General features: G+C 29.9%; 20 protein-coding genes. 15 read left to right on the top strand and 5 right to left on the bottom strand.

The features are described 5' to 3' along the window. Positions 1-178: 178 nt before the first annotated feature. The 6 genes from ACSIGC_RS17910 to ACSIGC_RS17885 all read left to right on the top strand — a co-directional run bounded on the left by ACSIGC_RS17910 (position 179) and on the right by ACSIGC_RS17885 (position 7,062). Entirely contained in the window at positions 179-577 is a 399-nt protein-coding gene (locus ACSIGC_RS17910) for an acyl-CoA thioesterase (protein ID WP_442266130.1), read from the top strand. 15 nt (positions 578-592) lie between these two features. Then, the gene (locus ACSIGC_RS17905; RefSeq protein WP_442266129.1) at positions 593-1,165 is read left to right on the top strand and encodes a cob(I)yrinic acid a,c-diamide adenosyltransferase; all 573 of its coding nucleotides are present in this window, start codon (positions 593-595) and stop codon (positions 1,163-1,165) included. Between the two features lie 99 nt (positions 1,166-1,264). Beyond that, the gene (locus ACSIGC_RS17900) at positions 1,265-1,486 is read left to right on the top strand and encodes a DUF2795 domain-containing protein (protein ID WP_075343250.1); all 222 of its coding nucleotides are present in this window, start codon (positions 1,265-1,267) and stop codon (positions 1,484-1,486) included. A gap of 116 nt (positions 1,487-1,602) precedes the next feature. After that, complete coding sequence (gene secA, locus ACSIGC_RS17895; protein WP_442266128.1) at positions 1,603-4,953, top strand: preprotein translocase subunit SecA; 3,351 nt, start codon at positions 1,603-1,605, stop codon at positions 4,951-4,953. A 209-nt stretch (positions 4,954-5,162) separates the two neighbouring features. Further along, positions 5,163-6,041: a UDP-2,3-diacylglucosamine diphosphatase gene (locus tag ACSIGC_RS17890; RefSeq protein WP_442266127.1), complete on the top strand. Its 879-nt coding sequence runs from the start codon at positions 5,163-5,165 to the stop codon at positions 6,039-6,041. A 1-nt stretch (position 6,042) separates the two neighbouring features. Then, a complete protein-coding gene (locus tag ACSIGC_RS17885; protein ID WP_442266126.1) occupies positions 6,043-7,062 on the top strand; it encodes a glycosyltransferase family protein in 1,020 nt (339 codons plus the stop codon). On the opposite strand, the gene ACSIGC_RS17880 is transcribed toward ACSIGC_RS17885, so the two are convergent. Next, the gene (locus ACSIGC_RS17880; RefSeq protein ID WP_442266125.1) at positions 7,049-7,714 is read right to left on the bottom strand and encodes a uracil-DNA glycosylase; all 666 of its coding nucleotides are present in this window, start codon (positions 7,712-7,714) and stop codon (positions 7,049-7,051) included. The two genes, ACSIGC_RS17885 and ACSIGC_RS17880, sit on opposite strands and share 14 nt — an antisense overlap. Positions 7,715-7,748: 34 nt before the next feature. Between ACSIGC_RS17880 and ACSIGC_RS17875 the strand changes: the two genes are divergently transcribed. Next, on the top strand, positions 7,749-9,959 hold the full coding sequence (locus ACSIGC_RS17875) for an endonuclease MutS2 (protein ID WP_442266124.1): 2,211 nt from the start codon (positions 7,749-7,751) through the stop codon (positions 9,957-9,959). 17 nt (positions 9,960-9,976) lie between these two features. On the opposite strand, the gene ACSIGC_RS17870 is transcribed toward ACSIGC_RS17875, so the two are convergent. Both ACSIGC_RS17870 and ACSIGC_RS17865 read right to left on the bottom strand, forming a co-directional pair. Next, positions 9,977-12,691, bottom strand: coding sequence for a carboxypeptidase-like regulatory domain-containing protein (locus tag ACSIGC_RS17870; RefSeq protein ID WP_442266123.1), 2,715 nt, complete (start codon positions 12,689-12,691; stop codon positions 9,977-9,979). Positions 12,692-12,724: 33 nt separating this feature from the next. Beyond that, positions 12,725-13,552: a GLPGLI family protein gene (locus tag ACSIGC_RS17865; RefSeq protein WP_442266122.1), complete on the bottom strand. Its 828-nt coding sequence runs from the start codon at positions 13,550-13,552 to the stop codon at positions 12,725-12,727. A gap of 160 nt (positions 13,553-13,712) precedes the next feature. On the opposite strand from ACSIGC_RS17865, the gene ACSIGC_RS17860 reads away from it, so the two are divergent. The 4 genes from ACSIGC_RS17860 to ACSIGC_RS17845 all read left to right on the top strand — a co-directional run bounded on the left by ACSIGC_RS17860 (position 13,713) and on the right by ACSIGC_RS17845 (position 17,787). Beyond that, a complete protein-coding gene (locus ACSIGC_RS17860; protein ID WP_442266121.1) occupies positions 13,713-15,563 on the top strand; it encodes a TetR/AcrR family transcriptional regulator in 1,851 nt (616 codons plus the stop codon). 62 nt (positions 15,564-15,625) lie between these two features. Continuing rightward, complete coding sequence (locus ACSIGC_RS17855; protein ID WP_442266120.1) at positions 15,626-16,372, top strand: SDR family NAD(P)-dependent oxidoreductase; 747 nt, start codon at positions 15,626-15,628, stop codon at positions 16,370-16,372. Between the two features lie 10 nt (positions 16,373-16,382). Continuing rightward, positions 16,383-16,691: a carboxymuconolactone decarboxylase family protein gene (locus ACSIGC_RS17850; RefSeq protein ID WP_442266119.1), complete on the top strand. Its 309-nt coding sequence runs from the start codon at positions 16,383-16,385 to the stop codon at positions 16,689-16,691. A gap of 49 nt (positions 16,692-16,740) precedes the next feature. Beyond that, complete coding sequence (locus ACSIGC_RS17845; protein ID WP_442266118.1) at positions 16,741-17,787, top strand: flavin monoamine oxidase family protein; 1,047 nt, start codon at positions 16,741-16,743, stop codon at positions 17,785-17,787. Between the two features lie 80 nt (positions 17,788-17,867). Here the strand turns inward: ACSIGC_RS17845 and ACSIGC_RS17840 are convergent, their stop codons facing one another. Together ACSIGC_RS17840 and ACSIGC_RS17835 are read right to left on the bottom strand one after the other, a co-directional pair. Next, positions 17,868-18,092, bottom strand: coding sequence for a hypothetical protein (locus ACSIGC_RS17840; protein WP_442266117.1), 225 nt, complete (start codon positions 18,090-18,092; stop codon positions 17,868-17,870). Continuing rightward, a complete protein-coding gene (locus ACSIGC_RS17835; protein ID WP_442266116.1) occupies positions 18,079-19,467 on the bottom strand; it encodes an MATE family efflux transporter in 1,389 nt (462 codons plus the stop codon). The genes ACSIGC_RS17840 and ACSIGC_RS17835 overlap by 14 nt, the downstream gene beginning before the upstream one ends. A gap of 90 nt (positions 19,468-19,557) precedes the next feature. Between ACSIGC_RS17835 and tpx the strand changes: the two genes are divergently transcribed. Genes tpx through ACSIGC_RS17815 form a run of 4 tightly spaced genes read left to right on the top strand, consistent with a single transcriptional unit; the run spans position 19,558 to position 23,630 of the window. After that, the gene (gene tpx / locus ACSIGC_RS17830) at positions 19,558-20,055 is read left to right on the top strand and encodes a thiol peroxidase (RefSeq protein WP_442266115.1); all 498 of its coding nucleotides are present in this window, start codon (positions 19,558-19,560) and stop codon (positions 20,053-20,055) included. Continuing rightward, a complete protein-coding gene (locus ACSIGC_RS17825) occupies positions 20,055-20,441 on the top strand; it encodes a diacylglycerol kinase (RefSeq protein ID WP_299682537.1) in 387 nt (128 codons plus the stop codon). Before tpx ends, ACSIGC_RS17825 begins: the two co-directional genes overlap by 1 nt. Positions 20,442-20,478: 37 nt before the next feature. Further along, positions 20,479-22,953, top strand: coding sequence for a DNA translocase FtsK 4TM domain-containing protein (locus ACSIGC_RS17820; RefSeq protein WP_442266114.1), 2,475 nt, complete (start codon positions 20,479-20,481; stop codon positions 22,951-22,953). A 2-nt stretch (positions 22,954-22,955) separates the two neighbouring features. Further along, positions 22,956-23,630: a LolA family protein gene (locus tag ACSIGC_RS17815; protein WP_442266113.1), complete on the top strand. Its 675-nt coding sequence runs from the start codon at positions 22,956-22,958 to the stop codon at positions 23,628-23,630. Positions 23,631-23,661 lie beyond the last annotated feature (31 nt).

The raw sequence follows: 23,661 nt of genomic DNA, 5'->3' as shown, positions 1-23,661 counted from the left end.
CTAAGCTCTTCACAAATTTTCTATTTTTCCCACAAAAAAGCAGTAAAAAATAACGTTAAAAATCCTTCTGTTTTGGACGAACAAAAGTGTGAATAAATTTCAGTAAAAAAAAATCAAAATGGTATTGATTATTATTTTTTTTTTATGTAAGATTTGATTTAACAAATTACATACAATTTTGCCTGAACATTATTCAAACATTAGAGTCCGATATGCCGAAACAGATCAAATGGGGGTCGTTTATCACGGTAATTATGCGCAATATTTTGAAATTGGTAGAACAGAGTGGCTTCGTTCCTTAGGGGTGAATTACAAAGATATGGAAAAAAACGGAGTTATGCTTCCGGTAATTTCTTTAAATTGTAATTTTAAAAAATCAGCTTTATATGATGATAAACTTACTATAAAAACCATTTTAAAAAAAAAGCCATCTGTTAAAATCGAATTCGACTATGAAATAACGAATCAAGATCAAGAATTATTATGTGTAGGAAATACAACTTTAGCTTTTATTGATATTGAAACAAAAAAACCTACTCGTTGTCCTGAATATATTTTAAACAAACTTGATATTTAAACAAAAAACAACTAAATGAAAATATATACTAAAACTGGAGACAAAGGCACTACCGCTCTTTTTGGAGGAACTAGAGTTCCTAAAAACCATTTACGAATAGAAAGTTATGGAACAATTGATGAACTTAACTCATACATAGGTTTAATCCGAGATCAAGAAATTGACGATTTAACAAAGAATACTTTAATTAAGATTCAAAATGAACTTTTTACAGTTGGTGCAATGCTAGCTACTCCTCCAGAAAAAGAAACATTAAAAAACGGAAAAGAACGTTTAAACATCCCTAAAATTAATAATGAAGTTATTCAGTTCTTAGAAATAGAGATGGATAGAATGAATGATTTACTTCCTCAAATGACACATTTCATTTTACCTGGAGGACATCAAACAGTGTCATTTTGTCATATTGCTCGCTGTGTCTGTAGACGAGCTGAGCGCTTATCTGTTGCCTTAAGTCATGAAGATGATGTTAATTCTAACGTTTTAATGTATTTAAACCGACTATCTGACTACCTTTTTGTATTGGCACGGAAGTTGTCCAAAGACTTACAAGCAAACGAGGTTAAATGGATACCTAATAAGCTATAGAAAAAGTTCTTTATTTTATTGAATTCAGATTTTTAAGAAAAAACTTGACTTTTTCAGTTAAAATTTTATTTTTGCAGAAAACTAAAAACAGATTTAGAAATGTACTGGACACTTGAATTAGCATCTTATTTGGCTGATGCACCTTGGCCTGCAACTAAAGACGAATTAATTGATTATGCGATTCGTACTGGTGCTCCACTAGAGGTAGTAGAAAATTTACAAGATATTGAAGATGAAGGTGAAGTCTACGACTCTATCATAGAGATATGGCCCGATTATCCGACCGAAGAAGATTATCTTTGGAATGAGGATGAATATTAACACGAAAACAATAAAACTTAAAAGTCTCATATGAGGCTTTTTTTTTGCTTATTTTTAAGCATTTTATAATCAACGACATAAATAAGAAATAAAACTTCTTTATAAAACCACACAGAATGAGCATTTTAAACTCAATTATAAAAATTTTTGTTGGAGACAAACAACAAAAAGATTTAAAGAAATTACAACCTATTATAGACAATATAAAAGCTTTTGAAAGTGATTTATCTAAATTAAGTCACGATGAGTTAAGAGCTAAAACAATAGAGTTTAAATCTAAAATAAACGCAGCTACTAAATCTTTTGAAGATCAAGTATCTCAATTAGAAGAAGAAGCTAAAACAGCAAATATTGATAGACAAGAAGATATTTACACACAAATAGATAAACTAAAAGATGAAGCTTATGAAGCTTCTGAAGAAGTTTTAAAAAATATCATGTCTGAAGCTTTTGCTGTTGTTAAAGAAACAGCTAGACGTTTTGCCACAAATGAAAATATTGAAGTAAACGCAACTCCTTTTGATAGAGAACTTTCAGCTACAAAAGAACACATCACTCTAGATGGAGATAAAGCGCTTTGGGCAAATACTTGGGATGCTTCTGGTAAAGAAGTAACTTGGGATATGATTCATTACGATGTGCAGCTAATTGGTGGTTCTGTATTACATAATGGAAAAATTGCTGAAATGATGACTGGTGAAGGAAAAACTTTAGTTTCTACATTACCAGTGTACCTAAATGCACTTACAGGAAAAGGAGTTCACGTAGTAACTGTTAATGATTATCTAGCAAAACGTGACCGTGCTTGGATGGCTCCTATCTTCGAATTCCATGGTTTATCTACAGATTGTATTGATTTCCATCAACCAAATTCAGAAGAAAGAAGAAAAGCATATAACGCTGATATTACATACGGAACAAACAATGAATTTGGTTTCGACTATTTACGTGATAATATGGCTTCATCTAAAGAAGATTTAGTACAGCGTGCACCTAATTACGCTATTATTGATGAGGTAGACTCTGTTTTAATTGATGATGCACGAACTCCATTAATTATTTCTGGTCCAATTCCACAAGGAGATATTCATGAATTCAACGAATTAAAACCTTTAGTCGCTGATTTAGTTTCTTTACAAAGTAAATATTTAGTAGGTGTTTTATCTGAAGCAAAAAAATTACTTAAAGAAGGTGATACTAAAGAAGGTGGATTTTTATTATTAAGAGTTTATAGAGGTTTACCTAAAAATAAAGCTTTAATTAAGTTCTTATCTCAAGAAGGAATCAGACAAATTCTTCAAAAAACTGAAAACTTCTACATGCAGGATAATAATAAATTAATGCCTGAAGTTGATGCTGAACTATGGTTTACTATTGAAGAAAAAAACAACCAAATTAACTTAACAGATAAAGGAGTTGGTCATCTTTCAGAAAGAACACAAAATGATGCATTTTTCGTTTTACCAGACATCAGCATAAAAATAGCTGAAATTGATGGTAACGAAGGTACTCCAGAACAAAAAGCAGAATTAAAAGAAGAATTATATAGAGATTTTAGTGTGAAGAGTGAACGCATTCACACTATGAATCAACTTTTAAAAGCCTATACTTTATTTGAGAAAGATGTTGAATATGTAGTAGTAGATAATAAAGTAATGATTGTAGATGAGCAAACAGGTCGTATTATGGACGGTCGTCGTTACTCAGATGGTTTACACCAAGCAATTGAAGCTAAAGAAAATGTAAAAATTGAAGATGCTACACAAACGTTTGCTACAGTAACTTTACAAAATTACTTTAGAATGTATCGTAAATTATCTGGAATGACAGGTACCGCTGTTACTGAAGCTGGTGAATTCTGGGAAATTTATAAACTAGACGTTGTAGAAATTCCTACAAATAAACCAATTGCTCGTGACGATAGAGAAGATTTATTATATAAAACTACTCGCGAAAAGTATAATGCTGTAATTGAAGAAATTGTAAAATTAGTTGGAGAAAACAGACCTGTATTAGTAGGTACAACTTCTGTAGAAATTTCTGAATTGTTAGGTAGAATGCTTAAAATGCGTAAAATACCTCACAACATCTTAAATGCAAAATTACATAAAAAAGAAGCCGATATTGTTGCTGAAGCTGGTAAACCTGGACAAGTAACAATCGCTACAAACATGGCTGGTCGTGGTACCGATATCAAACTATCGGATGAAGTTAAAGCTGCTGGTGGTTTAGCTATTATTGGTACAGAACGTCATGATTCACGTCGTGTAGATCGTCAGTTACGTGGTCGTGCTGGTCGTCAAGGAGATGTTGGCTCTTCGCAATTCTTTGTTGCTTTAGATGATAACTTAATGCGTTTATTTGGTTCTGACCGTATTGCTAAAGTTATGGATAGATTAGGATTAAAAGAAGGTGAAGTTATTCAAGATAGAATGGTAACTAGATCTATCGAAAGAGCGCAGAAAAAAGTAGAAGAAAATAACTTTGGTATTCGTAAACGTTTATTAGAATATGATGATGTAATGAATGCTCAACGTGAATTCGTTTACAAACGTCGTCGTCATGCTTTAGATGGAAAGCGTTTACAGATAGATATCGCAAACATGATTTATGATACTTGTGATGCTGTTGTTCGTCAGAATAAATTAACGAAAGACTTTCAAAATTTCGAATTTGAATTGATTCGTTTCTCGTCAATGACTTCTCCTTTTACTGAAGATGAATTTAACGCTAAACCAGAACAAGAATTAATTGATCAGCTTTATAAATTAGTTACTGAAAACTATAAAGCAGATGCAGATAGAAATGCTTCTCAAGTTTATCCAGTAATCAAAGGAGTTTTTGAAAACGAAGGAGATCGTTACGAAAGAATCGTGGTTCCTTTTACTGATGGAACTAAAACGTTACGTGTAGTTACCAACTTAAAAGAGGCATACGAATCTGAAGGTAAATCATTAGTAAGCGATTTTGAAAAGAACATCACATTAGCGATTATTGATGAAAACTGGAAAGATCATTTACGCAAAATGGATGAATTAAAGCAAACTGTGCAAAATGCAACATATGAGCAAAAAGACCCATTATTAGTATATAAGTTCGAAGCTTTCGAATTATTCCAAAAAACAATCGATAAAGTAAACAAGGAAGTATTATCATTCTTATTCAAAGGAAAACTTCCTCAAGAAGATGAATCTCAAATTTCTGAAGCTCAAGAGCAAAAAAGAGAGCAATTAGACTTACGTAAAGACGAAGTTCAAAACTCTACTCAACAAGCTATCAGTAATGCTCGTCAACAACAAACTCAAGAACAACAAGCTATTGAAACTGTAGTTCGTGAGCAACCAAAAATAGGTAGAAACGAAAGAGTTACCATTAAAAACGTAATGTCTGGCGAAGAGAAGGAAGTTAAGTATAAACAAGCAATTCCTTTATTAGAGCAAGGAACTTGGGTTTTATACAATAAATAAAAATATACTTTTTTAAAAGAAAGCACTGAAGGAAACTTCGGTGCTTTTTTATTTACACAAAATTTACAATGTTTACTTTAAATTGAATTTTCACTAACAATCAATTAATTAAAGATTTACGATTACACTGCACTTAAACTATAATTTAGTACAAATTATTTTAACCTCTTTCTTTTTAAACTATCAAGAAGAAAACTATCAAACTTAAAATGAAAAAAAGTAAACGTCGTAAACTAGACATCGCTGTGATATCAGATGTACATTTAGGAACTTTTGGATGTAGAGCTACGGAACTGAATAATTACTTAAAAACAATAAATCCAAAAACATTAATCTTAAATGGAGATATTGTTGATATATGGCAGTTTAAAAAGAGGTATTTTCCTAAAGCTCATATGAAAGTTATTCGTCAACTAATGAGTTTTATTACTTCTGGTACAAAAGTCTATTATATCACAGGAAACCATGATGAGATGCTTCGTAAATTCAAAGGATTTCAATTAGGAAGTTTCGAAATTGTAAATAAGGTTGTTTTAGATATTGATGGAAAAAAAGGATGGTTTTTTCATGGAGATGTTTTTGATGTTACCATGCAACATTCTAAATGGCTTGCTAAACTTGGTAGTGTTGGGTACGATTTCTTAATCATGTTAAATACTGCTGTAAACTGGATTAGTGAAACTTTAGGATATAACAGATTATCTTTTAGTAAAAAGATAAAAAATGGTGTAAAAAGTGCAGTAAAATTCATTAATAATTTTGAAACCACAGCTGCTGAAATTGCTATTGATAACCAATACGATTATGTAGTGTGCGGACATATTCATCAACCAGAAATGCGTAGCATAGAAAATGATAAAGGAAAAACAATGTATTTAAATTCTGGTGATTGGATTGAAAACCTAACAGCATTAGAATACAGTAATAAAGAATGGAAATTATACGAATACGAAAAAGATAATTTGGCTAAAAAATTACCAAATAACATCGAAGTATCTGATGTAGAATTAATACAAGCTGAACAAAGTAATAGTCAGCTTTTTGAAGGATTATTAGAAGAGTTTAACATTCAAAAATTTTCAAAATAGTATGAAGATTTTATACGCAATTCAAGGTACAGGAAACGGACATGCAAGTAGAGCTTTAGAAATAGTTCCGCACTTACAAAAAAGAGCTGAAGTTGATGTTTTGGTAAGTGGATATCAATGTGAATTACAATTTCCTTTTGAAATTAAATACAAAATGTATGGCCTAAGTTTTATCTTTGGAAAAAAAGGTGGAGTTGATTTGGTAGAAACTTTAAAGAGATCGAAGCTCCGTAACTTATGGAAAGAAGTAAATTCTTTACCGGTTAAAGATTATGATCTAGTAATAAATGATTTTGAACCTGTTTCAGCTTGGGCTTGTAAATTAAGAAATACTCCTATTATTTCTTTAAGTCATCAAAATGCAGTTGCTGACGAAAATGCCCCTAAATATGGCAGCAAATTTAAATTAGAACGTTTTATTTTAAAGTACTATGCTCCTGCTAAAAATAGATTTGGTTTTCATTTTAAAACCTATTCTTCTGCAACGTTCTTACCTATAATAAGAAAAGAAATTCGTTATAAAAACATTACAAATAAAGGACATTATACTGTTTATCTTCCTGCATATGGAGATAAAAAATTAATACAATTATTATCTCAATTTAAAACTGTGAAATGGGAAATTTTTTCAAAACACACGAATCAGTTTCAATTACATAATAATATTATTATCAGACCAATTGATGGTAAAGAATTTATAAAAAGTATTGCTTCTTCTAGTGGTGTTTTATGTGGAGCTGGATTTGAAACACCTGCAGAAGCTTTATATTTAAGAAAAAAGCTAATGGTTATTCCTATGAAAAACCAATACGAACAACAATGTAATGCACTTGCTTTAAAAGAGATGGGAATTACTGTTCTTAAAAAGTTAAGTAAAAAACATCTTCCAAAAATTGAAAAGTGGTTAAAATCAAAATCGATAGTAGAAGTTAGATATCCAGATGTAACAGAAGATATTTTAGATGCAATAACACTGCCTTATTACAACAATACATTATTACCCGAGATTACCATTGTATAACTTCACTCCCATTTTCTAGTAAAATAGAATTAGTTTGTGAAAAATGTTTATTTCCAAACCAATATCCTCTATTAGCACTTAACGGAGATGGATGACCTGACTGTAAGAGTTTATGCTTTTTGACATCTATCTTCTTTCCTTTTTTCTTTGCGAAACCTCCCCAAAGTAAAAAGACAACATCAGATTTTTCTTCTGAAATTTTGCTAATAACGGCATCTGTGAACTCTTCCCAACCTTTTTTCTGATGACTTCCTGCTTCATGAGCTCTTACCGTTAGTGTTGCATTTAATAACAATACACCTTGCTTAGCCCATCTTGATAAATCACCTGATTTTGGGTAAGGAATACCCAAATCGGTTTCTATTTCCTTAAAGATATTAATTAAAGAAGGAGGATGTGTAATTCCATCATGAACAGAAAAACATAATCCGTTCGCCTGCCCTACTCCATGATATGGATCTTGACCAATAATTACAACTTTCACGTCTTCAAATGCACAATAATCAAACGCAGCAAAAATATCTGAGTCCTTAGGAAAACAGATATGATTTTCATATTCATTTTTCACAAAACTTGTTAATTCATTGAAATATGACTTATCAAATTCCTCTTTTAAAATATGTTTCCAGCTTTCAGCTATATTTACTTGCATTCTTATTATTTTTGTGCTCTCAAAAATAGCGATTTTGAAACATAATATTTCAGAAAAAACATTGCAAGATTTAGAATTCAACACTGTTTTACAACAAGTGGCTGAATTTAGTATTACATCTTTAGGAAAAGAAAACGTATTAAAAATAACCCCAATTCAATCTCAAGAAGAATTACTTTTTGAATTGCAATTGGTTAATGAATATTTAAGCTCTTTTGAAAACGAAAATAGGATTCCAAATCATGGATTCGATGATATCACAGAGTTTATCAAACGTTTGGCTATAGAAAATAGTTATTTAGAAACAGAAGCTTATTTAAAAATTGCTACTGTAGCCTCTATCGTTAATGAACAAAAGAAGTTTTTAAAAAAATTTAAAGAATACTACCCTAGTCTTTTTCAGCTTAGCGAAGAAATAGAATACACTACCTATGTTTCTGATGCAATACAGAAAATAATATTGCCACATGGAGAAATAGTAAATAACGCCTCTCCTACATTGAAACAATTACGAAAAGACATTAACCATGTTCGCGGAAAAATATCAGAAAGTTTCTCTAAAGCTTTAAGTAGTAGTATTGCTAATGGATATTTAGATGATATAAAGGAAACTATTATAGATAATCAACGTGTTTTAGCTGTTATCGCTATGCACAGAAGAAAGGTTAAAGGTAGTTTATTAGGTTCTTCTAAATCAGGGAATATTGTATATATAGCTCCACAGGCAACATTATCTTACAGTAGAGAATTACAGAATCTTTTGTATGAAGAAAAACAAGAAATTGTAAAAATTCTACGTGCATTAGCTGAAGAAATAAGACCTTTTACACCTTTATTAGAAGCATATCTTACTTTTTTAGTTCATTTAGATGTAATTGCTTCAAAAGCTAAATATGCCAGAGAAATTAACGGGTTATTACCTAAAATCTCTACTAAAAAAAGAGTATTTTTAAGAGATGCTTATCACCCAGTTTTATGGAGAAAAAATAAAGAAAAAGGAATAGCAACTATTTCTCAAACTATTGAGCTAAATACAAAACAGCAAATTATAGTTATTTCTGGTCCGAATGCTGGTGGTAAAAGTATTACATTAAAAACCATAGGTTTACTACAAACCATGCTACAAAGCGGAATGTTAATTCCTGTTCATGAACGAAGTGAGACTTGTATTTTTGGTACTATTTTAACTGATATTGGAGATAATCAATCTATAGAAAATCAATTAAGCACATACAGTTATCGTTTAAAAAACATGCGTTATTTCTTACGAAAATGTGATGATAATACATTATTTTTAATTGATGAATTTGGAACTGGATCTGACCCTGAATTAGGTGGTGCATTAGCAGAAATTTTCTTAGAAGAATTTTACGAAAAAAAATCCTTTGGAATTATTACTACGCATTATGCAAATTTGAAAGTATTAGCTAATGAACTTGAAAATGTTACGAATGCTAATATGCAATTTAATGAGCGTACTTTAGAACCAATGTATAAACTCTTTGTTGGTCAGGCTGGAAGTTCTTTTACGTTTGAGGTAGCTCAGAAAAACGGAATTCCTTATAGTTTAATTAACAGAGCTAAAAAGCGTGTTGAAAGTGAAAAAGTTCGTTTAGACAAAACCATTTCAAAACTTCAGAAAGAACGAAATAGACTTCAAAAAACGTCTGATAACTTAGAAAAACAAAAATCTAAAGGACAAGAACATATTGAAAGTTTACAGGAAAAAGAGCAACGTATTCAAGAAAAATTAGAAGGATTTCAGGAACTATATGATAACAATCAACGTATGTTATCTTTAGGTAGAAAACTGAATGAATTATTGAATAAATACTTTCAAACAAATAACAAGAAAGAATTATCTGCTAACTTTTTTAAATGGGTAGCTTCAGAAAAAACAAAATACACAAAGAAAAATCCACCTAAAAAACAAAGCAAACAACAAAAAGTTAAAGAAAAAGAAACTGAAGCAAAACAAAAAGAAGCTATAAAAAAAGTAGAACAAGAAGTACTTAAGAAAGTAGTTGAGGTTAGAAAAGAAAAGAAAGTTGAAGCTCAAAAAGAAGCAAAAGCTAGAGCTGAGTATGTATATAAAGTTGGAGATAGAGTACGTTTAATTGATGGAAATTCTGTTGGAACTATTGATAAAATTGAAAAGAAAAATGCATTTATCAATTACGGACTTTTCACCACCAAGACATCTTTAGAAAAAATAGAACTAGTAGAAAAAGCGAAGAAAAAATAATTTCTTCGCTTTATTTTTTATAGGTTATATACAAACCTAAAGGTTACAAAACGTGGTTGTATAAAAGTCTCTGAACTAAATACAGAGAAGTTATTTGCATTATTTCGTATCTGAGAATCGATATTTAACAAGTTCGTTGCTTTTATCTCATATTCCCATTTTGCATCATTATTTTTTCTGTATGAAAATGTTGCATTCCAATTTTGAAAAGATTGAGAATTCCCATCATTAGAACTCTGATTTGTATACGAATAATCTGTTCGAAAACTTACCGATTTCCATATGTAAGCATCAAATTCAATAGATGGTGTATTTGTTGTAAAAGTTGTTTTTCTACTACCTTGAATATTGGTAGACACACTGTAACGATATCTTAAATTTATGTTTGGTGCTTTTAAATAATTCGTTCTAATCCCTGGAGTATATGTTTGAACATAACGCTCATTTAACGATTGAATTCCTTGGATAAATTGATTGATCTTACTGTAGTTTAAACCTGTTCCAAAACTAGCTCTAATTTTACCAAATGTCTTTTGAATTCTTCCAAAAATATTAGCATTTTCATCTGCAAAATTGGAATTGAAAAATGTACTAGTTCGTATCACATTTTCAAAGTTTGTTAAACTCCTAATTTGATCTATATTTTTAGAATATGATGCTCTTGCAAATATATTTGTGTAGTTGAATAAATTAAAACTACTGTAAAATAAACTCAAATTATGTGATAAAGCATTCTGTAATTCTGGTTCTCCAAATTGAATATTATTAAAGTTATTCAACACTAATCCTTCTGCTAATCGAGTAACATCTGTAAATTGATTTCTCATTTCATAACGAAAAGTAAGTGCTTCACTTTTCTTGAATTGAACTCGTGTTTCAAAATCTGGTAGAACCCTAAAAAAACCTTCATCATAATTTACTCCAAATTGTGTATTGCTATTTCCATAAGCATGCAACGAAAAACCTGGTGTGATTGTGAAAATTCCCTTTTTTACTCTATAATGAACTCCTAAATAAACATCACTAAAATTATATGTAATGTTATTTCCTAACTTACCATCATTTATTGTTGGAGTCGGATTAAATTCTGATCCGTCATTTAAAAACTGAAATACATTAGAATCAAATTCTTGAGAACTTAAAATAGTTCCGAAAGTTAAATTGATATTACTTTTCGAGTTAATTAAATTGTAGTAATCTAGCTTAGCATCTAATTGATTCGATTTTATCCTTCTATTTTGATTGATATTATAATTATCTTGAGTTATATCTAACCCTAAAGCTCCAGCTGTTGTATCAAAAGGATCTGTAGTACTATTTGTATTTGCTAATACAGCATTATAGAAAGGATCTTCATTTTTAATTAAATGTTGCGCCTCTAAGGCAAAAATATTAGTATCATCTAAAGTGTAATAGTAATTCAAATTTTGATTGATACTGTAAGGCGAAACTTCATCAAATTGTGTTGTTGTTCCAATTACTGATGAAAACGAATTTTGATCTTGTTGATCTTTTGAAACTCGAGCTATTACATCATAATCTACCTGATTATTTACATTAGGCTTGTAAGATGCACTTAACTTTAATAATCCTTGATCTGAACGCTCTGTAGTAGATTGATCAGTTGCTTCATCTGGTATACCTAATTCTTGATTTGTATACTGAACAAAACTTGTTTCTCTAGATAATATTTTGCTATTGTTATAAATTAAAAAACCACTTAAATCTAAAGTAGATTTTGGCGAATAATTAAAATTCATCGTCGCCAGTTTGTTTTCTATTTTTAGTGCGTTACTCTGGTTCGTTAGAAAATTTAAACTATTATCTCCTAAATTTATACTCGTTCCACTACTCCTACTAGGAGCTCTAAATCCACCTCCGAAACCTCGAATATCTCTTCTGTTTAAAGCTACTTCTCCAATATTATTAATATCTCCAATGAAATTGATGCTATATTTTGGACTATAATAAAATAATTTTGGTTGTAATAAATACAAACCTTCGTCTGGAGACTTTCCTCCTCCTGCTGTTACGTTTCCAAACCAAAAATTCTCTTTTCCTTTTTTTAGTTTGATATTTAAAGCAACATTATCTTGATTATTTCTTACACTTCTTAACTGACCTACTTCTGCGTAATTTCTTAATACCTGAATTTTATCTACAGCTTTAGAAGGAATATTCTTTGTGGCTAATTTCGTATCGCCATCAAAGAAATCTTTACCATTCACCATGAGTTTATTTACCACCTTCCCTTCTACTTCTATTTGTCCGTCTTCATTAATTTCAACTCCAGGAAGTTTTTCTAAAACATCTTCAAGTTTTCGTTCTGTACCATTTTTAAAAGAATCTGCATTATAAATTAATGTATCTCCTTTTATAGTTACAGGCATTTCGTAAGTAATTTCAACTTCATCTAAAGAATTATCAGGTTTTAAAATGAAATCTTTTTTAAGATTCACTTCTTTTATCTGAATAACTTCTTCATAGGTTTTCATACCTATATAACTAATTTGAATTTTATAGGATTTATTTTTCGATAACTTAAGCTCAAACTTTCCTTTCGAATCAGTAATTCCGTATGATTCTAAGACTTTAGTTGTTTGGTTTATAGCAATAATATTTGCTAAGTCTAACGGAGTATTCAAAGTATCTTTAACTACTCCAGAAATAGTAACTTGGGAAAATGAATTACTGATTATCGAAAAGAAAAAAAGAAATATTATTTTCTTCATAAGAATACAATTAAGGTATTTATTATTAGTTTTTTATCTTCTCCTTCTACCTCTATTGTTTCTCATTTCAATCATTTTACCTTTTATGGTTTCTTGATATGCCATTTTAGTAATCTCTTTTCCTTTTTCAGGAGCTTCTATTTCTATCTTATCTTTAGGATTCATAATTACTTTAGAACATAACATGATTTGATTCCCTGCACTTACTTCTAAAATTAACCCTGGTAAACCCCAATATTCTGCTGGACCATGACTAACAGGAATTTGTGGTGTATACCAAGCTTCTACTTCAGTCATTTCTATTTTTGGTTCAACTGTGTTTCCTAAAGAATCTTTTTTCTGTTCAGTTTTTCTTAAATCACTCCAAGAAAAATTATACCAGGTTAATTCTTTTGTAGGAATAGAAGCTGTAGCTTTCATACATAAATAATTACCTATTTTTTTTGATTCGCTTCCTATTTTCCATTGAATTTTTTGTAATTGATCTTTTACTAAAAAACGTTTACCATAAAATTCTTGACTCTGAATTAACTCATTAGATTGAATATTTTTATACTGATCACCTGGTGAGAAATTTTTCCCCCAAGAATCTGTTGCGCCAGATATTGCATCAATTTTTTCTTCTTCTTTAAAAAAAGATTCTTTTCTATTAAATATTAATACATATTCTTTTTCTAATCTATTTTTTAATCTAGCTTTTATCTGTTTTTTCTGCATTTCACTCATTTTAGCTCCCCATCTTCCTAATTCCAACTTTGCTTTAGAAAAATAAATAGCTTTTCCTTGAAAAGTTTCATATTCAGGTTTAGTAAAACCTAAAACTAAGATTATAGCCAATAATTTAAAAAGTACTGATTTCATGATATTTGATTAGTTTTGTTTAACAAATATACAAAAAGAGTAAACGAAATAAATTTATTTTATTAAAGATTTAACAATCTTTGTGTTAAAACTGAAGATAATACTTAATCTATAGATGATCTATTTAAATACTTTATATTCGTAAAAATTACTTCTAGAAATGGAAAAAACAAATAAAAACTCTGCAAAACAATGGTTACAAAGATTAAAGGATGAAAGTTGGGAAGCCGAACTTTTAGTCTCTGCAGTAGCAATATTTGGTACATTTAAGCTTTTTGGTATTATTGGCTGGCTAACGAACAAGTTTATAGATATTATTAGTCCTGATTTATATTTTTCAGCTTACATGGTTGTATTCTTTGGTTTGTTTGCCATTAGTATTTTAGCTTCTATGTTTGTTATTCATTTCTCTTTAAGAGCCTATTGGATTGGATTAGTAGGGTTAAATTCTGTTTTTCCTGATTACAGTATAGAGGATAGTGCATATTCTAAAATATACACAGAAAAAATGTTAAAGATTTTACCTAAACTAAAAGATTCTATAGAAAAAGTAGACGAATTGTGTAGTGTGATTTTTTCTGTTGCTTTTACATTTTTACTTATTTACTCTTACTTTTCTTTCTTAGCGAGCATTTATATATTAATCTACAACGCATTTTCAGACACAGTTCCTTCTATGTATTTACTAATCCCTCTTATTATATTAGGAATAATGTTTGTCGTGCAAATGTTTCTTTCTATTTATGCTAACTTAAAAAATAATAAAGAAAAATATGAGCTTCAAGATTTTACTTTTAAAGTAAATAGGTATATTTCTATGATTACTTTCGGACCTCTATATAAATCAATTATGCAAGTAAGTATGATTTTTGGTTCAAACTTTAAAAAGAAAAAGAGATTAGCACTTTTAATGTTAGTATTCATATTTAGTGGAGCATTCACAGCCTTATACCAAATTACAGAAACTAATATTGTGTATTTAATTAACCCTGAGAAATATTACAATAACGATTTAATTCGTCCTGTTTTTTATGAAAATACTAATTCAGAAAATACATATTTAATTGGACCAGAAATTGAGTCAGAAAAAATAGATAGTAAATTGTTCAAAGTTTTTATTCCTCTATTTACTTATGAAAATAGGTTACGCAGAAAACTTTGTAAGTATAATGATGAAGATTTAGACAGTTATAATAAAAGTGAAATTTTACAAAATTGCTACAAAACTTATATTACTTTAAAAATAAATGACAAAAAAATCTTAACTCCGAATTACATCAGGCAAATACATTATAGAACTGATCAATTTGGTATTGTAACATACATTAATACTGAAGAATTAGCTATGGGACAGCATTACATTTCTGTAAAAAAAGGAGAACATAAAGAATGGAAAATTCCGTTTTTTTTAGAAAAACAGACAGACTTGTCTATTTTTTTATATCTTTGTCATGTGAAACGAGATGTAAGACAACATATTATTGCAAAAGCTTCTGATTTATTTTACAGAAATGGCTACAATTCTACAGGAATAAATGAAATTATTTCTGAATCTGGAATTGCAAAAGCAACTTTATATAATCATTTTAAATCAAAAGAAGATATTTGTTTGGCTTACTTACAACACAAGCACAATAAATTTACTCACGACATTAAAGCATTTTGTAGTTCTAAATCTTCTGGTGAAGATCAAGTTCTTGCTGTGTTTGATTTTTTAAGTTTATTCTTTAAAGAAAGAGACTTTAATGGTTGCTGGTGTATCAAAACGGTTTCTGAAATCCCAAAAGATAACGAAAGAATTAGAAATGAAATTCAAAGTCAGAAAAAACAATTAATAGGTTTCATTTCAGAATTAATTACCAAAAACTTAACTATTGTATCTGAAAAGGAATCAGAAAGTTTAGCTAAACAAATTTATTTATTATATGAAAGTGCTGTTGCAGAAAGTCATTTACATCAAGATAACTGGCCTATCGTGCAGGCTAAAAATATATGTCAAAAAATAATTTAAAAAATTTTACAACATAAAAGACAGACTTGTCTGTTCATTTAAAACAATTAAAATTAAATATTATGGGAAATTTTAACAACAAAGTAGCTATCGTAGTAGGTGGTACAAGTGGAATTGGTTATGCAACTACACAACAACTTTTAAACGAAGGTGCAATTGTACATATCGTAGGTAGAAGCATTAATAAAGTAGAACAACAAGAAAACTTAGTAAAACATAAAATCGATATTACCAACAAAGATGAAGTATCTAATTTAATCGATACTATTGGTGTATTAGATAATGTGGATTACTTAGTAAACGCTTCAGGTATTTTTGGTCCAAAACCTTTCTTAGATCATACTATAGCAGATTATGATTCTTATTTAGACTTAAACAGAGGGTTCTTTTTCATTACACAGGCAGTAGCTAAAAAAATGAAAGAAACTAATGGTGGATCTATTGTTAATGTTGGTTCAATGTGGGCTAAACAGGCGGTAAAAGCGACACCATCTTCTGCTTACTCAATGCAAAAAGCTGGTTTACATTCTTTAACTCAGCACTTAGCTATGGAATTAGCTGATCATAAAATTAGGGTAAATGCAGTTTCTCCTGCTGTTGTTCAAACACCTGTTTATCACGGAGTTTTTGGCAGTAAAAATGCTGCAGATGAAGCTTTAGAAGGATTTAATACTTTTCACCCAATTGGAAGAAATGGATTAGCAGATGATGTTGCTAATAGTATTACATTCTTATTATCAGATAAATCTTCTTGGGTTACCGGTGCTGTTTGGGATGTTGATGGTGGAGTAATTGCAGGTAGAAACTAATATTTTAAAAATGCATTTAACAATAAAAGAACTTTTTTCAAAACTAGGAAGTTTAGGAAAAAAATCTCCAAAATCAATGGAAGCTTTTCAACAATTTGATAAAGTAGCTATGGAAGATGGAGCAATTCCAGCAAAATATAAAGAATTAATAGCTTTAGGTGTAGCGTTAACGACACAATGTGTCTATTGCTTAGAAATCCACAAAGAAAAAGCTAAAAAAGCTGGTGCAACTCAAGAGGAAATTGCTGAAGTAACTTTTATCGCAGCTGCATTAAGAGCAGGTGCAGCTGTTACTCACGGTACACATATAATAGATTAATTTTTTAAGGTTAAGCTAAATTTGTTAGCTTAATCTTTTTTATAAATTCATGAAAAAAAACATCGCTATTCTTGGTGCTGGATTATCTGGCTTAACAACTGCTTATTTATTACAAAAAGAAGGGTTTTCAGTAAAAGTTTTAGAAGCTAATACTCGATTAGGTGGAAGAATTTTGACTAAGAAAAAAAACAATACCAAAATTGAATTAGGCGCAACTTGGTTATGGAAATATAACACAGCTTTAATTCAATTATGCAAGGAATTAAACATACAACTTTTTGAACAGAAAATGGATGGTGATGCTTTATTTGAAGTCATGAGTTCGCATCCTCCACAAAGGTTTAACTTACCTCCTAATCAAGAAATAAGTTATAGAATTGTAGATGGTACGCATACTATTATTGAAAAATTAGCTCTTAAAATTGGAAGAGAAAATATTTATCTTGATGAAAAAGTTACACACATAAATCAGTTTGAAAACCAATTAACAGTTACATCAAAAAATAAAACATATGAAGTTGATTATGTAATTTCTACTGTTCCTCCAAGATTATTAATGCAATCTATTATTTTTTCTCCTGAATTACCTAAAGATTTGATTACTATAGCCAATCAAACACATACATGGATGAAAGATTCTATAAAGTTTGCTGTTGTATTTGATACTCCATTCTGGAGAAAAAACGGACTTTCTGGTGTTGGCTTTAGTAATGTTGGTCCTTTTACCGAATTATACGATCATTGTACTATACAAGAAAACGGGTTTGCGTTAATGGGGTTTTTAAATGATGGGTTAGTAAAACTAACTAAAGAACAACGTGAAGCTAAAGTTATTTTACAATTAAAAAAGTTTTTTGGTGAACAAGTAAACAATTATTTAGTTTACGATGAAAAAATATGGAAAAAAGAAAAACTTACTTGTGTTTATGACAATGAGTTTATTTTTCCGCATCAAAACAATGGGCATGAAATATTTCAAGGCTCTTTTATGAAAGACAAATTGTATATATCTGGTACAGAAACTTCTAAAACACATGGTGGTTATATGGAAGGAGCAGTAAGGAGAGCTATTGAAATAATTAACACAATTATGTAGAATAAATACACATATGACTTTCTGGGGGAAGAAGTTTTTGTGTAAAAAAAGGTTAGATTTCAAAATCTAACCTTTTCCTTTTATTCATATTGTTTCATTTCCTGATCATAAAATGCTCCCGCTTGCTCAATTAAGCCTTCAAGCTCATTTGCTAATTCTTGCTCATTTTCATCAGCAATATCTTCAAACCATTCTACAGAATCATCTTTTAAGTTAATTAAAAACCTAGGATATTCTGTGTGTAATACGAAAATATCTTCTGCAAATTCACTATTATCAGCTAATAAAAATTTAGGTAAGTTCATTATGTTTTGTTTGTATCAATTTTTGAGTTAGATAATTAAAGCGTAAAAATAGTAATATTGAAGCAGAAGTTAATCCAGCTAATAATCCTAACCAAATTCCAAAACTTCCGTACATTTCCTCTTTCCCTAAGAAATAACTTACAGGAAAACCAATTAACCAATACGCTATAAATGTAATTAGTGTAGGTATAGCAACATCTTGTAAACCTCTTAATGCACCTAAAACCATTACTTGAATACTATCACTTATTTGGAAAAATGCAGCTGCAATTAATAATGTAGAAGCAATTTTAATTACTTCCATATTATCTGTATAATTTTGAGCATCATTTAAATCGACATAAACATTTGGTAAAATTTTATGAAAAGAGAAAAAGATAATTGCAAATCCGACAGCTAAAATTACACCTAAAAAGAAAATTGAAAATGCAATTCTTCTTAATTCAATATAATTTTGTAGTCCTTTCTGATTACCAACTCGTATCATAGCTGCAACACTTAATCCCATTGCTACCATAAATGTCATAGAAGATAAATTTAAAGCAATTTGATTTGCAGCTTGTGGATTTTTACCTAACAGTCCACTTAACCAAATAGCAGCAGTGAAAATAGCTACTTCAAAAAACATTTGCATTGCACTTGGAGCTCCCAGACTAATTATCTTTTTCAACATTAATTTATCTAACACAAAGAATTTTATGTTAGTAACCAATCGTTTTGTTCGCTCTTTTTGAGTTAATAACCACCATAAATACAACACCATAATAAAACGAGATAATAAGGTACCATAAGCTGCACCTACAATTCCCATTTCAGGAAAACCAAACTTTCCAAAAATTAACAAGTAGTTTAATATTACGTTAACAACATTAGCTATAATCGTTGCATACATTGGATAACGTGTCATAGACATTCCATCACTAAATTGTTTAAATGCTTGAAAAACAATTAAAGGAATTAAAGAAAACGCTACTAAATCTAAATAAGGAATCGCCAATTCAACAACTTCATTAGGTTGTTTCATTAAGTACAATAATGGTTTAGAAAAAAATACCATTAGAAACATTAAAATTCCAAGAGTTGTACACAAGAAAAGTCCGTGTTTAAATGTAGCCTTGGCCTTATCAAAATTTTCAGCAGCATCAGCTTCAGCAATTAGTGGTGTAATTGCTGTAGAAAAACCAATTCCTAAAGACATCGCAATAAACATAAAACTGTTTCCTAAAGAAACTGCTGCTAATTCAGCTGTTCCTAATTGTCCAACCATAATGTTATCAATAAAACTCACAAAAGTGTGTCCTAACATTCCTAACATTACAGGAGCAGCCAATTGCCAATTATATTTAAATTCAGATGTATATTTTGCTAAATTCACTAAATAAATCTTTCTTTTGAATAAGTACGCGAAGATACTTCAAATTGACAGATTTTAGTTATTTTTGATAGGAATAAAAACAAAAAACAAATGGCTACAGTAACGCTTAAAGGAAACGAAATACAAACTAACGGAAACTTACCAGAAGTAAACTCTAAAGCTCCTAACTTTAAATTAGTTGGCGGTGATTTATCTGTAAAATCTTTAGAAGATTACGCAGGTCAAAAATTAGTATTAAACATTTTTCCTAGTATAGATACAGGAACTTGTGCAACTTCTGTAAGAAACTTTAACAAAGAAGCTTCTCAGTTAGAAAACACAAAAGTGTTATGTATTTCTAGAGATTTACCTTTTGCTCAAAGTCGTTTTTGCGGTGCCGAAGGTATAGAAAACGTAGAAATGCTTTCTGATTATGTAAATGGTGATTTTGGTAAAAATTATGGTTTAGAGTTTACAAACGGACCTTTAAATGGTTTACACTCTCGTTGTATTGTTGTTATTAACGAAAACGGAGAGGTTACCTACACAGAGCAAGTTCCTGAGATTGTAGATGAGCCAAATTACTCTGAAGCTTTAAAAGCATTATAATGGAAACATCATCTAAAGATGGATTCATAAAGCGGCGAATAAAAGGTGTTAGTTATGCTTTTAAAGGCATGAGAATACTAACAACAACCGAAGATAGTATCAAAGCCCAATTTATTATTGGGCTTTTTGCTGTTGTATTAGGCTTTGTTTTTAATATTTCTGCTACAGAATGGATGATTCAACTTACCGTTTCTGGGTTAGTATTGGTTGCTGAAGCATTAAACACAGCTGTTGAAAAAGTTGCCGATTTTATTCATCCTGAGTTTAATAACAAAATAGGAATTATAAAAGATGTCGCTGCAGGAGCCGCCGGTTTTGCGGCAATAATTTCTATAATTGTGGGTTGTATTATATACATTCCAAAAATTACAAGCTTATTCTTGTAATATTTCTATATTTACAGGTCGAAATTTTTACTAGTTAATGGCAAAAAAAACAGTTTCAAAAAAAACAAAAAAAGTAGAGAAGCCTACTAAACCTTCTTTCTTTAAACAAGCTAACGAATTCTTTAAAAACAGGCAAACACAAACGATTTTAGGCGTTTTTCTAGTGCTTTTTGCTATTTTTTTATGTGTTGCTTTTATTTCATTTTTCTTTTCTTGGGAATATGATCAAAGTATTTTAACCGAATTCGGTAATAAACAACTAAAAGCTAAAAACTTATTAGGAAAAATAGGTTCTAGTCTAAGTCATGTATTGGTTTACAACGGTTTTGGATTAGCTGCTTTTATTCTTCCGTTTCTAATTCTTTTAACAGGTATTAGTTTTTTATTACAAACTCGATTAAAAAGTATGGTTGCCAGATGGAATTGGGGATTATTTAATATGTTATGGGTTTCTGTTGCTTTAGGATTTGTAGAAAAGAAATTGGCTTTGTTATCTGGTACGGTTGGTTACGAGTTAAATGAATATTTACAAACATTTATTGGTAAAACAGGCCTAGCAATAGTACTTATGTTTTTTCTACTTTCTTATGTAGTTGTTCGATTTAGAATGACTCCTGAAATGATTAGTGAAAAGATGAAAAAACATGAAAAAACAAATGACACTGTAATTGATAATTCTGTTGAAGTTATTCAAGATACTAACCCTCCTTCATCAGCTAAAGAAGAAGAAAAACAAACAGAAGAAACTGAAACAAATGAAAATAAATCTGATTTTGAACTTTCTGTAGAAAACTTGCAACCTACCATTGGAAATCATTCTACAATTGAAAAGAAAAAAGAAGATAACTTAAATTTAGAAATAAACACTCTTACTCCAACATATAAAAATGAAAATGAAACTATAATTTCTAATTCAAACAATGAAGTAGAAATAGCTATAGAAAAAATAGAAGAAGAAAAAAGTGTAACCGAAAATTTATCTGATCAATTAGTTCAAGATTTTGGTGAATTTGATCCTACTCTAGAGTTAGGTCAATATCGTTTTCCTACTTTTAACTTATTAAAAGAATACAACGAAAGTATTTCCATAGATCCAGAAGAATTAGAAGCTAATAAAAATCAGATTGTAGAAACATTAAAGAATTATAAAATTGGAATTGCACAAATAAAGGCAACTGTTGGACCTACAATTACCTTATATGAAATTGTACCAGAGGCTGGAATTCGTATTTCAAAAATTAAAAACCTAGAAGATGATATTGCTTTATCTCTTTCTGCTTTAGGAATCCGTATTATTGCTCCGATTCCGGGGAAAGGAACTATCGGTATAGAAGTCCCTAATAAAAAGGCCACAATTGTATCGATGCATTCGGTAATTACATCTAAGAGATTCCAAGAAAGTCAGATGGAATTACCTTTAGCTTTAGGTAAAACAATTTCAAACGAAACTTTAGTTGTCGATTTAGCTAAAATGCCTCACTTACTTATGGCAGGTGCAACAGGACAAGGTAAATCTGTTGGATTAAATGCAATATTAACTTCATTATTATATAGAAAACATCCAGCAGAAGTTAAATTCGTTCTTGTTGATCCTAAAAAAGTAGAACTTACTTTATTTAATAAAATAGAGCGTCATTATTTAGCTAAACTACCAGATTCTGAAGAAGCAATTATTACAGATACATCTAAAGTTGTAAATACTTTAAATTCTCTTTGTATAGAAATGGATAATCGTTACGATTTATTGAAAAATGCAATGGTTCGTAACATTAAAGAATATAACACTAAGTTTAGAGCTCGCAAATTAAACCCTGAAAACGGACACCAATTTTTACCTTACATTGTATTAGTTATTGATGAATTTGCTGATTTAATTATGACTGCGGGTAAAGAAGTAGAAACTCCTATTGCTCGTTTAGCCCAATTAGCCAGAGCAATTGGAATCCATTTAATTGTAGCAACTCAACGTCCATCTGTAAACGTAATTACAGGTATTATTAAAGCAAACTTCCCTTCTCGAATTGCCTTTAGAGTAACTTCTAAAATTGATAGTAGAACTATTTTAGATGCCCCTGGAGCGGATCAATTAATTGGTCGTGGAGATATGCTTTATTCTGGTGGAAATGACATTACTCGTATACAATGTGCCTTTGTTGACACGCCAGAAGTAGAAAAAATAACAGACTTTATTGGATCACAACGTGCTTACCCTGAAGCACATCTATTACCAGAATATGTTGGCGAGGAAGCTGGCACAACTATTGATAATAATATTGCAGATAGAGATAAACTGTTTAAAGAAGCAGCTGAAGTTATTGTAACCGCACAACAAGGTTCGGCATCATTATTGCAAAGAAAGCTGAAACTCGGTTATAATAGAGCAGGAAGGTTAATTGATCAGTTAGAAGCAGCTGGTATTGTTGGCCCTTTTGAAGGAAGTAAAGCTCGACAAGTTTTAGTTCCAGATTTAATTGCTCTAGAACAGTTATTAGAAAACGAAAAAAATATTTAATTTTGAATAATTTTAAGATCAATATGAGAAAATTAGGAATATTTATATTAGGATTGTGTCTTTCAATGAATGTAATGGCCCAAAATACATCTGAAAAGGCAAAGAATCTTTTAGATGAAGTTTCTACAAAAATGGGAGCTTATAAAAATATGAATATAGGTTTTACTTCTACCCTAGTTAACAAAGAAGCAGGTATCACAAACGATCCTCCTATTAGAGGTAATATCACTTTAGCTGGTGAAAAATATAATTTAAATTATTTAGGAAATAATTTTGTTTTCAACGGAAAACGTTTAGTTATTATTAATACTGATGAAAAAGAAGTTACTATAAACGATGGTGACTTAGAAGAAGAAGATGGATTTATTTACCCTTCTAAATTATTAACTTTTTATAAAGAAGGTTACAACTATGAAATGGGGGATTTAAAAAATAATCAAGGGAGAAAGGTTCAATATATTGATTTAACTCCTATAGATAGTAATTCTGACATTATTAAAGTTAGATTAGGTATAGACGCTAAAACTAAACATATTTATAAGTTAATTCAAATAGGATCTAATGGTGCCGAAACTACTTTTACTATCACTAAATTTAAAAGTAATCAAGCTATTTCAGAGAATTTATTTTCTTTTGACAAAGCTAAATATGAAAAACTAGGTTATTTAATAGATTAAATCAAGTTTTAAAATACAACATAAAAAAGTT

Source organism: Tenacibaculum aquaeponti, from assembly GCF_052084715.1.
Taxonomy (GTDB): Bacteria; Bacteroidota; Bacteroidia; order Flavobacteriales; family Flavobacteriaceae; genus Polaribacter.
This window is presented reverse-complemented; position numbering and strand designations above follow the sequence as displayed.

Bases quoted from the DNA above. Each gene is read 5' to 3' on its own strand.
- ACSIGC_RS17845 (WP_442266118.1), top strand. From the start codon at position 16,741: ATGAAAAAAAACATCGCTATTCTTGGTGCTGGATTATCTGGCTTAACA.
- ACSIGC_RS17860 (WP_442266121.1), top strand. From the start codon at position 13,713: ATGGAAAAAACAAATAAAAACTCTGCAAAACAATGGTTACAAAGATTA.
- ACSIGC_RS17880 (WP_442266125.1), bottom strand. From the start codon at position 7,714: ATGCAAGTAAATATAGCTGAAAGCTGGAAACATATTTTAAAAGAGGAA.
- ACSIGC_RS17850 (WP_442266119.1), top strand. From the start codon at position 16,383: ATGCATTTAACAATAAAAGAACTTTTTTCAAAACTAGGAAGTTTAGGA.
- ACSIGC_RS17825 (WP_299682537.1), top strand. From the start codon at position 20,055: ATGGAAACATCATCTAAAGATGGATTCATAAAGCGGCGAATAAAAGGT.
- ACSIGC_RS17885 (WP_442266126.1), top strand. From the start codon at position 6,043: ATGAAGATTTTATACGCAATTCAAGGTACAGGAAACGGACATGCAAGT.
- ACSIGC_RS17840 (WP_442266117.1), bottom strand. From the start codon at position 18,092: ATGAACTTACCTAAATTTTTATTAGCTGATAATAGTGAATTTGCAGAA.
- ACSIGC_RS17890 (WP_442266127.1), top strand. From the start codon at position 5,163: ATGAAAAAAAGTAAACGTCGTAAACTAGACATCGCTGTGATATCAGAT.
- ACSIGC_RS17855 (WP_442266120.1), top strand. From the start codon at position 15,626: ATGGGAAATTTTAACAACAAAGTAGCTATCGTAGTAGGTGGTACAAGT.
- ACSIGC_RS17865 (WP_442266122.1), bottom strand. From the start codon at position 13,552: ATGAAATCAGTACTTTTTAAATTATTGGCTATAATCTTAGTTTTAGGT.
- ACSIGC_RS17820 (WP_442266114.1), top strand. From the start codon at position 20,479: ATGGCAAAAAAAACAGTTTCAAAAAAAACAAAAAAAGTAGAGAAGCCT.
- secA (WP_442266128.1), top strand. From the start codon at position 1,603: ATGAGCATTTTAAACTCAATTATAAAAATTTTTGTTGGAGACAAACAA.
- tpx (WP_442266115.1), top strand. From the start codon at position 19,558: ATGGCTACAGTAACGCTTAAAGGAAACGAAATACAAACTAACGGAAAC.
- ACSIGC_RS17870 (WP_442266123.1), bottom strand. From the start codon at position 12,691: ATGAAGAAAATAATATTTCTTTTTTTCTTTTCGATAATCAGTAATTCA.
- ACSIGC_RS17905 (WP_442266129.1), top strand. From the start codon at position 593: ATGAAAATATATACTAAAACTGGAGACAAAGGCACTACCGCTCTTTTT.
- ACSIGC_RS17900 (WP_075343250.1), top strand. From the start codon at position 1,265: ATGTACTGGACACTTGAATTAGCATCTTATTTGGCTGATGCACCTTGG.